9 protein-coding genes and 1 pseudogene are annotated in these 13,545 nt (G+C 32.1%); 9 read left to right on the forward strand and 1 reads right to left on the reverse strand.

Translation table 11 applies throughout. The features are described 5' to 3' along the window. Nucleotides 1-197: 197 nt before the first annotated feature. A complete protein-coding gene (locus QLQ94_RS10170; protein WP_427401438.1) occupies nt 198-1,049 on the forward strand; it encodes a nuclear transport factor 2 family protein in 852 nt (283 codons plus the stop codon). A gap of 53 nt (nt 1,050-1,102) precedes the next feature. Here QLQ94_RS10170 and QLQ94_RS10175 read toward each other — a convergent pair whose 3' ends face one another. Beyond that, a complete protein-coding gene (locus tag QLQ94_RS10175; protein ID WP_271334907.1) occupies nt 1,103-1,765 on the reverse strand; it encodes a ribonuclease HII in 663 nt (220 codons plus the stop codon). 374 nt (nt 1,766-2,139) lie between these two features. Between QLQ94_RS10175 and QLQ94_RS10180 the strand changes: the two genes are divergently transcribed. The 8 genes and pseudogenes from QLQ94_RS10180 to QLQ94_RS10215 all read left to right on the forward strand — a co-directional run bounded on the left by QLQ94_RS10180 (nt 2,140) and on the right by QLQ94_RS10215 (nt 13,524). Beyond that, the gene (locus QLQ94_RS10180; RefSeq protein WP_427401437.1) at nt 2,140-5,244 is read left to right on the forward strand and encodes a SusC/RagA family TonB-linked outer membrane protein; all 3,105 of its coding nucleotides are present in this window, start codon (nt 2,140-2,142) and stop codon (nt 5,242-5,244) included. A gap of 9 nt (nt 5,245-5,253) precedes the next feature. Then, nucleotides 5,254-6,846 carry a RagB/SusD family nutrient uptake outer membrane protein gene (locus QLQ94_RS10185; RefSeq protein ID WP_427401436.1) on the forward strand — a complete coding sequence of 531 codons (1,593 nt, stop codon included), beginning with the start codon at nt 5,254-5,256 and terminating at the stop codon, nt 6,844-6,846. Nucleotides 6,847-7,026: 180 nt separating this feature from the next. After that, nucleotides 7,027-8,994, forward strand: coding sequence for a putative porin (locus tag QLQ94_RS10190; RefSeq protein WP_427401435.1), 1,968 nt, complete (start codon nt 7,027-7,029; stop codon nt 8,992-8,994). Between the two features lie 49 nt (nt 8,995-9,043). Then, nucleotides 9,044-10,405, forward strand: coding sequence for a pyridoxal-phosphate dependent enzyme (locus tag QLQ94_RS10195; protein WP_427401434.1), 1,362 nt, complete (start codon nt 9,044-9,046; stop codon nt 10,403-10,405). A gap of 482 nt (nt 10,406-10,887) precedes the next feature. Then, on the forward strand, nt 10,888-11,343 hold the full coding sequence (locus QLQ94_RS10200) for a Fic family protein (protein WP_482499658.1): 456 nt from the start codon (nt 10,888-10,890) through the stop codon (nt 11,341-11,343). Between the two features lie 17 nt (nt 11,344-11,360). Beyond that, nucleotides 11,361-11,843 (forward strand): 3'-5' exonuclease, encoded by a 483-nt coding sequence (locus QLQ94_RS10205; RefSeq protein ID WP_271334900.1) that lies wholly within the window; start codon nt 11,361-11,363, stop codon nt 11,841-11,843. 78 nt (nt 11,844-11,921) lie between these two features. Continuing rightward, nucleotides 11,922-13,194: pseudogene (locus tag QLQ94_RS10210) on the forward strand (DUF2851 family protein). Nucleotides 13,195-13,296: 102 nt separating this feature from the next. Next, nucleotides 13,297-13,524, forward strand: coding sequence for a PspC domain-containing protein (locus QLQ94_RS10215; RefSeq protein ID WP_264204740.1), 228 nt, complete (start codon nt 13,297-13,299; stop codon nt 13,522-13,524). Nucleotides 13,525-13,545 lie beyond the last annotated feature (21 nt).

The following is a 13,545-nucleotide window of genomic DNA, read 5'->3' on the forward strand; positions in this document are numbered from 1 at the left end:
CGATAAGGCCGAATGCTTTTTTTAGATGATATTTTAAAGTGGGGAAATAAGATAAATAGGTCAATAAGTTTTCCTTAATAGTTTTCTTTTTTAGAATAGTAAATTGTACAAAAGGGTAGTAATTGTATGGTTTTTTATGCTAAATTTGGTTTGACCCTTCTAATAAAAGTTTTAAACCAAATCTAATTAAATAACATATGAGAAAAATCTACTTTATTTGCTTCCTTTTTATGCTTAATGGTCTTTTTGCTCAAAAAAAAGATAAATTATATCCAATTTCAGTTTATGAAAAAGTCTGGTCAGAACGCAATAGCGAGACAAGATTAAAAATAATAAAAACAATCTGGCTAGAGGAAAGTACTTTCGAAGATCCTTCTGCGTCTATAAAGGGAACAGTTGCCCTTAATAATGTTATCAATGAGTTTTATAAAAAGTTCCCGGATGCTATATTAACTTCGGGCTCAAAAGTAGTAAAAGACAATTATGTAAGTTGGGACTGGAAAATTTTAGATTCAAAAAATAAACTTATAATGGCAGGACGTGATTTTGCCAGACTCAATGGAAAAGGACAGGTAAGTAAAATTATTGGTTTTTGGGATTCAGAAGCTACTTTGCCAGAATCAGAAGTTTTGAAAAATATTGAAACCGATAATTTTAAAGTTGTAGCACAATATTATGAAAGCTTTTTTAAAACCAGAGATTTTACCACAATGGCACCTTTAATCGAAGAAGGAGCAATATATAGCCAAGCCGAAGGATTGCCTTACGGAGGAACGTATGTTGGTTTTAACGAATGGATTAAGATGTATACAAAATCAACTGAATTTTTTGATTTACAAATAGAAAAAGAGCCTGTTTATTTTAGTGACGCGACTAAAAATGAAGTTATTATTTATTTTACAATAAAGGCGAAAGCAAAAAAATCAGGTAAAACACTTTCAATGCCAATTTCAGAACATCTCGATTTAAAAAACGGGAAAATTATTGCCATTAGACCATTTTATTTTGATACAAAGCAATTTGCAGAGTTTTTAAAAAGCAAAAAATAAGGAAAGTTATTTTTTTGAATGATTAAAAACTTGTAATTATATAGGTCTTTTAATCATTCAAAAATTAATTCGAGTTGTTCCGGCAAAAGCCTGAAACTCATTCGGTGGTATTTTGTTGGGCCATATTTTCTAATAGCTTCACGATGTTCTTTTGTTGGATATCCCTTGTTTTGTTTCCAGTTGTACATTGGAAATTCTTCGTGAATTTGATCCATGTACTCATCGCGATATGTTTTTGCTAACACAGAAGCCGCAGCTATACTTATATATTTAGAGTCTCCTTTTATAATACTTTCATTGGGTATGGATTTTAATAATTCGATTTCTTTTTTCGAAAATTGTTTACCAAAAGTATTTTTTAAACCCAGTTTTGCATTCAGTAAACGATTACCATCCACAATAATAAATTCAGGAATCTGATTTAATTTCAGGATACATTCCTGCATTCCCTTCATTGATGCATTTAATATATTGATCTCATCTATTTCGTCAGGATGTAAATGTGTCACAGAAAAACAAACAGCATGTTGTTCGATAATTGGTTTTAAAGATACTCTTATTTTCTCAGACAATAGTTTACTGTCATTTAAAATTAAATTTTCAAAATCAGCAGGTAGAATTACAGCTGCCGCTGTTACAGGACCTGCCAAACAACCTCTACCGGCTTCATCTGTTCCTGTTTCTAAAATAAAACCTGAGAAATTTTTTGCAAGCATTTTATTTTTTCTTTTTGAGATGCAAATATTATAAAATATTTTTTTTTAATTCTTTAATAATAATCTAGGATTTATCAAAAAAGTAAATAAGCTATGTATTTTGATGATGTTCGTAAAAGTAGGTATTGTTTTTTATGAGGTTTACTAATTTGTCTTGATTAATTGTTAAAAAAAAGTTAAGTATCAGATTTACGTAAGTTTGAAATTTATGCAAAAAAGCGAGGAATAATTTTATTAAAACGATTAAAATTAATGCTTTTTAAGGTATAAATTGATGGATGTTTAAAAAATTAGATTAAAAATAAGTTAAAATGTTTTGGTATTTTAAGAAATAATTAAGATGTTTGCCGCATACTAATTCAAAATAAACTAAAATGAAATTAAAATTACAATGGATTTGTACGCTATTAGTAGCGTTGTCTATGCAGTTTTCTTTCGCTCAGGAGAGAACTGTTACCGGAAAGGTCTCTGATAAAACAGGCGTCATTCCAGGAGTAAATGTTCTTGTAAGAGGAACTAAAGTAAGTACCCAGACAGATTTCGACGGAAGTTATTCCGTGAAAGCAAAAACTGGAGATGTTTTAATATTTTCATACGTAGGTATGAATAATAGAGAAGCTACTGTTGGAACATCAAACAGTGTAAATGTTCAATTAGAGTCAGAGGCTCAATTGATGAATGAAGTTGTTGTTGTTGGTTACGGTGTACAAAAAAGAAAAGAAGTTACGGGTTCTATTTCTAAAATTGCCGGAAGTGATATTGCTAATTTAGTTACTCCAAGTTTCGAGGGAGTATTAGCAGGTAGAGCAACAGGAGTCCAGGTTTTAACTAATACAGGTCTTCTTGGTGCTGCTCCAAAAATTAGAATTAGAGGTATTGGATCTATTTCCGGAAGTACAGAGCCTTTAATTGTTGTAGATGGTATTCCTATTTATTCTGGCGATATTGGTGGTGTTTCAGCTACAAATGGTTTGGCTGACATCAACCCGGAAGATATTGAATCTTTCGACATTTTAAAGGATGGTGCTGCGACAGCTATTTACGGTTCGAGAGCTGCTAATGGTGTTATTTTGATTACTACTAAAAGCGGAAAAAGAGGAGCTCTAAAAGTGAGTTATTCAAGCGTTTTTGGTGTTGCTAGTGCAGCTAAAAAATACGATTTATTACAAACTCCGGATTTCATTACTATCTCTAATGAGAAGAGATCGAATGCAGGACAAACTCCTTGGGCTGTAGGAAATACGTATAATACAGATTGGCAAAGTGCTGTTTTAAGAAATGCTCCTCAAACTACACATAATCTTAATTTTAGTGGAGGTTCTGAGAAAACAAAATATTATTTGTCTTTAGGAATTACTGATTTAGATGGTATCAATTTATCAAATAGTATGAAAAAATATTCGATTAGAGCGAATATTGATCAGGATATCAACAGATGGTTAAGTTTTGGGACTAATTTAAATGTGAACAGAACTGAGTATAATGGTTTGAATAGTAATGCAAGTGGATTGTCGGGTAATATTTTTAATACAATCAGACAATTACCAAACACACCGATTTATGATGCTCTTGATCCAACTGGATATAATCTTGCACCGGGTAATGCTGCTGTTGGTCAGTGGGATAACTTAGCTGCTGTAGGCGACGCTATTACAAATATTATGTATGTTCTTGACCATAACAAATATAAATCAACAACAACAAGAATTATTGCAAGTGTATTTGCAAATGCAAAAATTACTTCTGACTTAAGTTATAAATTACAAGTAAGTGCAGATAATGCTTCAACAGATGGCTTTTATTACTGGAATCCTATTCATGGAGACGGACGTTCATTTAATGGATATGTGTACCAGGAGAATAGAAATCTGTTGAGATGGAACTGGCAAAATATTTTGAATTACAAGCATACTTTTGCTGAAGATCATAACCTTGGTGTGACAGGGGTTGCTGAGTATCAAAAATCACAAGATAAAACATTATGGGGTCAGGGAAGTGATATTATAAGTGACTTCTTTGATAAGAACTTAGTAAATAATAGTTTTAATACTAAAGATACCGGTGGTGGTATTTTAGAAAAAGGAATTATATCATACTTAGGTCGTGTGACATACAACTACAAAGAGAAATATTTTGTTCAGGGATCTATTAGACGTGACGGAATTTCTCAGTTTGAATCAGATGTTAGATACCATAATTTTCCTGGAGTTTCTGCAGGTTGGACAGTTTCTAAAGAAGGATTTATGGAAGGAATTAATAGTGTAGTTTCTGATTTGAAATTCAGAGGTTCTTATTCTGAAGTGGGTAACGTTGATGTTTTAAACGGAGCATCTTATCCTTCAAAAGATCTTACAATTGGTTCTCCATACGGAAGTTCAAATGGTATTGGTTATTATCAATTTGGAAATCCTTTATTACAATGGGAGACTTCTAGTAAAGTGGACTTTGGTGTAGATTTAGGATTGTTCAACAATCGTTTGACTGTAGCATTTGATTATTATAAAAATGATATTGATAATTTAGTTTTGGCTGCGCCAACACCTCCATCTATTGGTATTCCAAACAATACAATCAACCAAAACGTTGGTGCAATGTACAATCAGGGATATGAATTTGCTGTAACTTTCAAAGCTATCAATAATGCAAATTTCAAATGGGATGTATCTTCTAACGTGACTTTTACTAAAAATAAAGTTACTGCTTTATATGGGGGGCAACCAATTGTAGGTGGTTCATCTACAGATACAAATATTGCACCTAACATTATTATCAAAGAAGGAGAATCGATTAACTCTTTATATGGGTACAGATATTGGGGTGTTAACAGCGCAAATGGTAATCCTGTTTATTACAAAGCTGATGGTAGTTTAGTACAAGGAAATCTTAGTACAACAACGTATGCTGTTTATGACCCTGCTAATCCTGCTAACGTAGCTACTGGAGCATCTTTAGGAACTGCTGATAAAACTATCTTAGGAAATACATTGCCTACATATTATGGTTCTTTTACATCTACTATGAAGTATAAAAATCTTGATTTTGGTTTCATGTTTAGATTTAGTGGAGGAAATAAAGTTTTCAACGCAACCAGAAGAGAATTAATGAATCAAAATTTCAACAATAATGGTACTGAGATATTAGGAAGGTGGCAAAGTGTTGATAATCCTGGAGACGGATGGACACCAAGATTAATTGCTAGTTCTAATACATTTACGAATCTTTCAGGAAATGCCACTACGCGTTTTGTTGAAAAAGGTGATTTTATCTCACTTGATAACATCAGTTTAGGATATACATTACCTAAGTTAGTAATGGACAAAATAGGAGTAGATAACTTTAGATTATTTGTTCAGGCACAAAATATCTGGTTAATAACAAAGTATAAAGGTATAAATCCTGAAATGGAAACATCTGGAGTAGATGTGAATGGTACCCCACGTGCTAAAGTGATATCAGTTGGATTAAATGTAAGTTTATAAAAAAAACATATGAAAAATATAATAAAAACAATTTTACTTTCTGTAGTCGTACTCGGGATGAGCTCATGTACAGAAGAAAAAATATTGGATTTAAAACCAGTAAACAATATTCTAAGTCCAGATGCTTTTACAACACCTACGTTGATTTCTACCTACATGAATGGGGTTTATAATGCTGCGGCTATTGGTCAATATAATGCTGCACCAACCAGTCCAAATGGTGGTAGAGGTTATGTTTGGGGAGCTGCGTTTGTAGAACAAGGTGAAACAAGAGGTGAAGATGTTGTAAACATGCAAACTTTTTACGAGTTAACATACAGAGGTACTTACGATCCAACAACGGCTAATAATGTTTACTACTGGGTGGATGGTTACAGATTAATCAACAGATGTAACATTATGATCGAAGGAACAACAGATGCTGTTGCTAAGGGTATAATTACTCAGGCTGTAGGAAATGATTACATTGGACAAGCTAAATTTTTAAGAGCGATTACACATTTAGAATTACTTACTTATTTTGCAAAACCATATTTTTTTACTCCTGGTGCTACGCATCCTGGTGTTCCTTACAGAGAAGTTGGGGTTAATACAAGTGAAGAAATTAAAGCAGAATCAGCAAAGCCACGAAATACTGTTGCTGATGTTTATGCAAAAGTTTTGGCAGATTTAAATGATGCAGAAACTTTAATCACAACTGGTAACTCAACTAGTTTTTCATCAAGAGTTGTTGGTAGAGCTTCTAAATGGGCTGCAATTGCGTTCAAAACTAGACTTTATCTTCAAAAGAGAGATTGGGCAAATGTAATTCTTGAAGGAGACAAGTTAAAAACTGCTTTTGCAATTACTGCTGATCCTTATGCTCCGTTTCAGAATACTACTGGAAGTGCGCCTAGTAACTCAGAATCTATTTTTTCTATCCAACATTCTGCTATATCTAATCCTGGTTCAAATGCTGCGTTAGCTAGTATATTAAAAGACAGGGCTTTAGTTTGTATTAGTCCAATTCTTTGGAGAGATTCTAAATGGTTAGCTGATGATAAACGAAGAGAAAACGGCAAGTTTATCTTTACTCCTGCTTCTGGGATTAAATATTCTAATAAATATACGGACGTTACTAACAGAACAGATGCTGCACCAGTTATTAGATATGCTGAAGTAGTATTGAACATGGCTGAGGCTCAGGCACGTTTGTCAAATCCAACTGCTGCTTTGACTTTGTTAAACTCTGTAAGAAACAGATCTTTAGCTATTTCGGCTACTCAAGCTTATGTTGCTGCTGATTTCCCTACAGACGCTGCCTTGGTCGCGGGTATTCTTAAAGAAAGAAGAATTGAGTTTTTACAGGAAGGGCGCAGATGGACAGATATTCATAGATTGCAAAATGACCCAATACCAGCTATTGCTGATGCTAATAAGGGAGTTCCTGCAAAATTTGCTAATGGCGCACCTGCTGCTGCTGCATATGTATTAGGAAATAGTTTTGTTGTTACTACTCCTATTGCTGCTATACCCTATGAGAATTATAAGTTCTTATGGCCTATACCACAAATTGAATTAAACACTAATCCAGGTTTAGGACAAAATCCAGACTGGAATTAGAAAAAATAAATATTTTGATTTTTTTGAAAACCCTCAATCACTTTTCTGATTGGGGGTTTTTGCTTCTATTGATACGTCTGAAAAAATACCTCAATAACAATGATTTGTTTTTTTATACGTTTTTATCTTTTACCTTTGCCAGACAAATTTTGCCAAAATAATTCCATATAAAGCGATCAAATGAGAATATTCTTTTTTCTATATCTATTAGTTGTACCAACTTTATTGTTTTCTCAGGAAAAAACTACTTCTCAAAAAGGTTTAGATATGAATACAAAATATTCAAGCATAACCGATACTGTAAAAAAGAAGAAAGCAAAAATAGCGACAATAGATCAATATCAGATTATTACGCTGGAACATGATACTACTTATGTAGATACGTCGTTAACGCTGAAAAGTGCCTATAAGCAAAATCACCTTCGAAAGGATGATTTCGGACTTTTGGCTTTTTCTAATATCGGACAAACTTTTAATACTTTGCAATACAGCCTGACCAATTTTTCTCCTTATCCGGAAATAGGTTTTAGCGGTAAACATTTTAATTATTTACAGGCAGATCAAATCAACTATTATTCAGTAGCGACACCGTTAACAGAGCTGTTTTTTAATACAACCATAAATAAAGGTCAAAACGTAGATTCATTTATTACATTAAATACCTCAAAAAACCTCAATTTTTCTATTGCTTACAGAGGTTTACGTTCAGAGGGAGATTATATAAATCAATTAGTGAGTGCGGGAAATTTTAGGTTTACAACAAGTTATGCAACAACTGATAAGAGATATGAAATAAAAGGGCATTATACTTATCAGGATATTTCAAATGGAGAAAATGGTGGTATTACATCGACTTCGGATTTTGAGAGTGATAATAAAGATTATAAAAACCGCCAGAGATTACAAGTATATCTTACAGATGCAAAGTCCTTTCTAAAAGGAAGACGTTTGTTTTTCGATCATGCGTTTAGAATAAATCCAACAGATGGAAGCAATAATTTATATGTAACACATCAATTCAATTACGAAACTAAATTTTTTGAATACAATCAGAAGACTATTTTATCTACTGTTGGTACTACACCGGTACAAAGATTTGGAGAATCTTATGTTACCAGCGGCATAAATGATCATACAAAATATGAAAGACTGTATAACAGAGCTGGACTTGCTTATGAAAATTCTCTTTTAGGCAAATTTAATTTCTTTGTAGATGATTACAGATCGAATTATGAATACGGAAGAGTATTAGTAGATAGCTTAAACAATGTTATTCCAAATAATCTATACCTTCAGATTAATAATTTTGGGGGACAATATGAATATCAAAAAAACAAATGGAACGGGCGTTTTTTCTATTCCAGATCAATTACGAATCAGTCGCTTTCTAATTTAGATGCTAAATTGAAATATGACTTTAGTGATAAAATCCAGTTTGATTTTAGATACCGCAACATTAATAAATTACCAAATAATAACTATAATTTATACCAAAGTAGTTATGTAGAATATAATTGGTCTAAGGATTTTAAAAACGAAAAAATAAACTCCCTTAGTGCCAGTGTTCTTACGCCTTGGTTGAATGCTGAAGTTCAGTACACGGTTCTAAATGATCACTTGTATTTCGCTGATGTTTCTACACCAGAACAGATAAAAGTGAATACACAAATTATAAATCCTGCTCAATACGGGAATGCAATCAATTATCTGGAAATAAAAGCAAGTCGTGAATTTAAATTTGGCCCCTTTGCATTAGATAATACACTTTTATATCAGAAAGTAGATCAGTCAGATCTGATTTTGAATGTACCGGATTTTGTTACAAGAAATACATTTTATTATACCGGTTACTTTTTCAAGAAAGCCTTGTTTATGCAAACCGGAATCGTTTTTAATTATTTTACAAAGTATTACGGAAATGATTACAATCCGGTTATTGGAGAGTTTTTTGTTCAGGAAAATAAAAAGATTGGTGGTTATCCGTTATTTGATCTTTTTGTAAATGCAAGAATTCGTCAGACTCGATTTTATTTAAAAGCGGAACATATAAATTCTATTTTTTCTAAAAGCGATTATTATTCTGCGCCTAATAATCCTTATCGTGACTTCGTTATCCGATTTGGTTTAGTTTGGAATTTCTTCCAGTAAAATCAAATCAATAGTTATATTAAAATCAAATATTAAAATTAAAATAAAAATGGACTTTTCAAATAACATTTTAGAAACAATTGGTAATACACCATTAGTAAAACTCAACAAAATTGTTGCTGAAATTGATGCGTTAGTATTGGCAAAAGTCGAAACATTTAATCCCGGAAATTCTGTAAAAGACAGAATGGCCGTAAAAATGGTGGAGGATGCAGAGGCAGATGGACGTTTAAAGCCCGGAGGAACTATTATTGAAGGTACTTCTGGAAATACAGGTATGGGATTAGCACTTGTGGCTATCATAAAAGGATATAAACTGATTTGTGTAATCTCAGACAAACAGTCTAAAGAAAAAATGGATATTTTACGTGCTGTTGGTGCCAAAGTTGTAGTTTGTCCTACAGATGTTGAGCCAACAGATCCACGTTCATACTATTCTGTTTCAAAGCGTCTGGCTGAAGAAACACCAAATTCCTGGTACGTAAACCAATACGATAATATGTCAAATTCTTTGGCGCATTACGAACAAACGGGACCTGAAATCTGGAAACAAACTGATGGAAAAATTACTCATTTTGTGGTTGGGGTAGGAACGGGTGGGACGATTTCCGGAGTTGGAAAATATTTAAAAGAGAAAAACCCGAATATTAAAATTTGGGGAATTGATACTTATGGTTCCGTTTTTAAGAAATATCATGAAACTGGAATTTTTGACGAAAACGAAATTTACTCTTATATCACTGAGGGAATTGGAGAAGATATTTTACCTAAAAATGTTGACTTTTCTTTAATCGATGGTTTTACAAAAGTTACGGATAAAGATGCAGCGGTTTATACAAGAAAGATTGCGCTTGAAGAAGCAATTTTTGTTGGGAATTCTGCCGGAGCTTGTATAAAAGGGCTTTTGCAGCTTAAAGAACACTTCAAGCCGGAAGATGTGGTTGTAGTACTTTTTCACGATTCAGGAAGCCGTTATGTAGGTAAAATGTTCAATGATGACTGGATGCGTGAGCGTGGATTCTTAGAAGAAAACATAACAAAGGCAGAAGATGTAATCAAAGATCATATCGATAAGGAACTGATCGTTGTACGTACAGAAGAATTGGTTTCGCATGCAATTGAACGTATGCGTAAATATAAAATTTCGCAAATTCCGGTTGTAGACATCAACGGATTTGTGGGTTCTGTAGATGAAACAGATTTGTTTAGAAGTTATGTTGCTGATAAAAACGTAGCCGAAAAACCAATTAAGGAAGTAATGGGAAAACCTTTTCCTATTGTAAAATTAGGAACGCCTATAGAAGAAGTTTCTAAATTATTTACCAAAGAAAATGATGCTGTTTTGGTTGATCTGGGAAATGGAAATCATCATATTATTACAAAATATGATATCATTGGATCTATAAAATAAAAAAGTAATTAGAAATATTAAAAATCCTGCATGTTTATTAAACTGTGGGATTTTTAGTTTTAAATGGTTGAATTTTTGTAAAGCTCATTTTTAATTAAAGTTATCTGCCGTAATAAATTTACACTATTGATATAAGTTTTATATTTGTGCTATGACTAAGTTTTCAATGAAAATAATCCCGGAATTACTTTTAGAAGAGTATAAAAAAAAACTTCCCAAAAGAATTAGAACAGAAGTTTGAGAATCTTTGTGATGCTGAGATTTCTAATGATTCTTTTAGCTTTTATACTTCAGTAGCTTCGGTTTTTTCGAGTAAGATCGAAGGAGAAGAAATTGAATTAAATTCTTATGTTAACCATAAACGTTTTGGTATAGAATTTCTTCCTGATTATACCAGGAAAATTGATGATTTATATGAAGCGTATTCTTTTGCCAAAGTAAATTCATTAAATAAAAAAAATATTTCGGAAGCTCATAAATTATTGGGAAGAAATATTGTAGCATTGGCATATCAGGGTAAACATAGAATTCAAAACATGTTTATCACAACTGATGACGGAAAAATCGAATATGTAGCTACAATTCCTGATCTTGTCAATGAAGAAATGAAAAAGTTTTATGATGATGTTGATTACCTTTTAAATGAAGAGTTAAGTTTTTCTGAAGTTTTTTATTTTGCAAGCTTAATTCATTTGGTTTTTGTGAAAATTCATCCTTGGAATTATGGAAATGGCCGCTCAGCGAGGCTTTTAGAGAAATGGTTTTTATCTGAAAAGCTTGGAGAAAAAGCATGGTTTATTCAAAGCGAGAAGAATTATTATCAAAAACATAAATTATATTATTCTAATTTACGAACTTTAGGTTTAGAATATGAAGTCTTAGATTATTCAAGCGCACTACCTTTCCTTGAAATGTTACCTCAATCCCTATTTTTATAATCTGTATAAAACTATTAATGAATTTTACCGCAATAGATTTTGAAACCGCCACAGGACATCATCCTTGTTCAGTTGGTATTGTTACTGTAGAGAACGGCATAATTGTAGATGAGTTCGTTACTTTGATCAAACCGCCCAATAATGAATATAATCCGTTTACAATTCGTGTTCATGGAATTTATCCAAGTGATACCGTGTATGCTAAATCTTTTGTACAAGTCTATCCTGAAATCGAAAAAAGGTTAAAAAATAGAGTTGTTGTTGCACATAACGAAAGTTTTGATAGAAATGTTTTAAGTAAATCTATGGCACTTTACGGATTGCAATATGAGGATTTAAATATAGCTGAAAAATGGGAATGTACAGTTAAAATCTATAAAGCAAAAGGTTTTAAACCTACTAAATTAAGTGATTGCTGCAGAGAAATGAAAATTCAGCTGAACCATCATGAAGCCTTATCTGATGCTCGTGCGTGTGCGAAATTGTATCTGTTAAAATAAATACCAAACAAAAATGTAAGATTATTAGTATTTTTAATTATATTTAGGGTTTTTATAAATTAAAGTAAAAGCCTAGAAATGAAAGAAGATTTTCTTCATTACCTCTGGAAATTCAAGAAGTTCGATACGTTGAATTTGCAAACAATCCAGAATGAATCTATCACAATTATAAAAACAGAGGACTATTTACGACTTGCCGGGCCCCGATTTTTTTAACGCTCAAATTACTATTGGAGATCAAAAATGGGCGGGAAATGTCGAAATTCATTTAAAATCTTCAGACTGGTATGTACATGGTCACGAGAATGATGCAGCATACGAAAATGTAATTTTGCATGTAGTCTGGGAACATGATACAGATATATACGGTAAAAACAACAGAGAAATTCCTGTTTTGGTACTCAAAGATTATATTTCTTCAGATATTCTGGCAAATTATCATGCTTTAATAATTCCCAAATCATGGATATTTTGTAAAAAAAGTATTGGCGAAATTGACGAGTTTGTTTTTAAAAATTGGCAGGAGCGGCTATTTTTTGAGCGCTTAGAAAGAAAATCGAAATTTATATATGATTTATTAGAAGAGACAAACCAAGATTGGGAGGCCGTTTTATTTTCTTTATTGGCAAAAAGTTTCGGCTTAAATACCAATGGCAATTCCTTTTTACAAATTGCAAAATCAGTCCCGTTTTCGATTATTCGAAAAGAAAGCTTTGAAGTCGAAAATCTTGAAGCGATACTTTTAGGCTCTTCAGGATTATTAGATGATGAGAAAGAAGATGTTTATTTTACGGATCTAAAATTAAGGTATTACTATCTGCTTAATAAATATCAGTTAGAAAAACAGCATATAGATTCGGTGCAGTTTTTTAAGCATCGTCCGGATAATTTTCCAACCATCAGACTTTCACAATTAGCTAATTTATATCATAAACACCAAAATATATTTTCGAAAATGATTGATTTAAAATCAGTTAAAAACGTTTACGATCTCTTAGGTGTTTCTGCAAGTTTGTATTGGTAAAATCACTATCAATTCGATAAAGAGAGTATAAAGAGACCCAAAATTTTATCAAAAGCTTTTTTAGATCTGATTATTATCAATACTATAATCCCAATTCAGTTTGCTTACTCAAATATAAGAGGAGAATCTATTTCAGAAGATCTAATAGCGTTTATGAATGAAATTACTCTTGAAAAAAATGCCATTATTGATAAATTTAATTCCTTTGGCATTTCTTGTAAAAATGCTTTCGAAGCACAATCGTTATTAGAACTCAAAAATGAATATTGCAATCAAAAAGCGTGTTTAAAATGTGCTTTAGGAATAAATTTACTGAAAAGTAATTAGGCGATTAGAAAATGCGTCAATAAAATAATTTTGTACTTTTGCCTTTCTTATCAAATATTAACCATCCTGAGCGAAGCCAAAGGATAAAATCTAAAATCTACGATGTCAGCAATTTTAAAACTGAAGTTTTTCTTCGAGAAATATGGATTTCATGTTTCATCCCGACTTGCAGATAAGCTAGGTATGAGAGTAACAAGTGTTAGGTTGTTCTTTATTTATATTTCGTTTGTTACAGCAGGTTTATGGTTTGGAGTATACCTGACTTTGGCATTTTGGATTCGACTGAAGGATTTAATTCGCGCCAAACGAACATCTGTTTTTGATCTGTAACACTAAATTTTAATCATAAAA

It is taken from the genome of Flavobacterium sp. B114r, from assembly GCF_056824125.1.

What these genes read in the sequence shown, in the direction of transcription:
- QLQ94_RS10195 (WP_427401434.1), top strand. Translation starts at nt 9,044, where the DNA reads ATGGACTTTTCAAATAACATTTTAGAAACAATTGGTAATACACCATTA.
- QLQ94_RS10190 (WP_427401435.1), top strand. Translation starts at nt 7,027, where the DNA reads ATGAGAATATTCTTTTTTCTATATCTATTAGTTGTACCAACTTTATTG.
- QLQ94_RS10215 (WP_264204740.1), top strand. Translation starts at nt 13,297, where the DNA reads ATGTCAGCAATTTTAAAACTGAAGTTTTTCTTCGAGAAATATGGATTT.
- QLQ94_RS10185 (WP_427401436.1), top strand. Translation starts at nt 5,254, where the DNA reads ATGAAAAATATAATAAAAACAATTTTACTTTCTGTAGTCGTACTCGGG.
- QLQ94_RS10205 (WP_271334900.1), top strand. Translation starts at nt 11,361, where the DNA reads ATGAATTTTACCGCAATAGATTTTGAAACCGCCACAGGACATCATCCT.
- QLQ94_RS10180 (WP_427401437.1), top strand. Translation starts at nt 2,140, where the DNA reads ATGAAATTAAAATTACAATGGATTTGTACGCTATTAGTAGCGTTGTCT.
- QLQ94_RS10170 (WP_427401438.1), top strand. Translation starts at nt 198, where the DNA reads ATGAGAAAAATCTACTTTATTTGCTTCCTTTTTATGCTTAATGGTCTT.
- QLQ94_RS10175 (WP_271334907.1), bottom strand. Translation starts at nt 1,765, where the DNA reads ATGCTTGCAAAAAATTTCTCAGGTTTTATTTTAGAAACAGGAACAGAT.